Here is a 1930-nt window from a genome sequence, read left to right as displayed (position 1 = left end):
GAATGGCAATCAGGTAATTCTGTGCCGCCATGGGAATCTTTCGGGTTTGCATCGCATCCATCATATCCTGAGCCAGATAATTGAAGGCTGCCGTTGTCACACCCATTCCTTCATGGGTTTTACGCATGCTCAGCCCGGTGTACTTGCAGGGACCACCCACCGCCATACACACCTGCTGCACCAATTCGTACTTCAGGTGGGGGATATTGGTATGTGCGAAGTAGTAGTTGATATGCGGATCTGCAGCCACATTACCCACAAACGTATTGATCAACGCCGTAATACCGGCCTTGCCGCCGTACTGGGCATAGTAATCCTGAGCGGATGCCGTCGAAATCCCCATCATGGCAACAGCCGTAAACCCTGCCGCCAGAGCGACGCCCTTGGCTACTGCCGAAAGACGGGAAGAGGTTGGTATAAATGACATGGTAAACTCCTCTTAAATTAGGTCAGAAGCTGGTGGTCAGAGACAGATACAGGCCGTTCTGGTTTTTAACGGTTGCGATGGTACCCAGATCCAAATAGGCTGCTGTCAGCGAAAGCTGCTTGTAGGGGAACCAAGCGACATAGACATCTTTCCAAGAACTGGTTTTTGAAACCGCATCACCAAGACCTTTTAGCGGTCCTGAGTTAGCAATCAACTGATTCTGCGGCATATCCCGATATTCTGCGCCCAATACAACATGACGATTCAGAAAGACACCTACGGATGCTGCGGGTATCACCTTGTAGCCCATACCATTAACACCACCAAACCCTAAAAGGCCTTGCTGGTTAGCATTGGTTACATCGATATTCACGTCAGCTAATGTCGTTAAACCAAATAATCCATTGATCCATACCTTGGTCGCAGAAAGATAATAGCTGACGCCATTGCGCGTTACACCCAATGTGGCCGCCAAATTCTTGGGCATTTCACTATGGTGAAAATCTACCCCGACAGAAACTTCCGGCTCCCACCAGTTCTGATCGTAGACAATATTACCAAACAGTCTGGCCTTGATCCCAACAATATCCTGGTTTAATTCATAGCTGTTTCCAAAAAACGCGGGGCCGGACAATCCCAAGGTTTGAGAAGCAGGCGCACCCAGTTGTTCAGCACTTGGACTAATATGATGCAAACCATACGCATAACTATTGATAGCTGCATCAAGATCGTTTCCAGTATTTCCTACACTAAAACTTTGGCGCGCGAAAGAAACCTCAAAACGGTTAAACAATCCAACTGCGGCTCCATATATATCTACGTTGTAGTTACTTAATAACAGGTGCGAATAAAAAGCAGTCGCGCCAATTTGCTGATTGGTGCCATAACCCGAAATCACTGCCCAAGGGTTGATACCACCACCAGCAGCACCGTTTATCGCGGTTACTGCCCCACTACCCAAAATGCGGCCCTGGCCAAACAGGCTGGCAGCCCCGATCGCCGCATTGGCGGTCAGCGGCGCCATCGCACCCAATGCACAAGTAATTGCAACGGCCAATCCTTTACCTTTCATCGATTTGACGACGTTCATATTCAATTTATCCATAACCTCCTCCTAAAAAGGACTTCAGATTTTTGCTAACACAGCTGATTGCCACTGATTGCCAGCAACCAAAAGCAACAACCATGCCACAGAATAAATCCTTAATATTATCACCGCGAGTGATTCGGATTTAAATTTATTGGTAACAAGGCAATTAATGGATAAATTATATTCTTAATTATTTAACAACATGTTATACAAATATTTAAATCATTTTTTGTTACTTATTATTACGTTTTATTTTACATATAAACATATCGTAACTTTTTTGGTAACGCTCAATAATGTACGCATTAAAGCTAACTATTGATGATTAATCCATGATATGTCATACAGATTTTCATGACACGTCATGACGTGTCATGACGCATTGATTTGTCTGGCATACATAATTAATAATT

General features: G+C 44.8%; 2 protein-coding genes. Both read right to left on the bottom strand.

The window, feature by feature from the left end:
* A partial coding sequence (locus tag AC2VLY_RS14450) for a group I truncated hemoglobin (protein WP_486922523.1) occupies positions 1 to 427 on the bottom strand: 427 nt, incomplete at its 3' end.
* A 22-nt stretch (positions 428 to 449) separates the two neighbouring features.
* Complete coding sequence (locus tag AC2VLY_RS14445) at positions 450 to 1532, bottom strand: DUF3034 family protein (RefSeq protein ID WP_486922521.1); 1083 nt, start codon at positions 1530 to 1532, stop codon at positions 450 to 452.
* Between the last annotated feature and the right edge of the window lie 398 nt (positions 1533 to 1930).

The organism is Acidithiobacillus sp. TH-A36, from assembly GCF_057473445.1.
The sequence above is the reverse complement of the archived record's forward strand: the minus strand, read 5'-3'. Positions and strand labels throughout refer to the sequence as shown.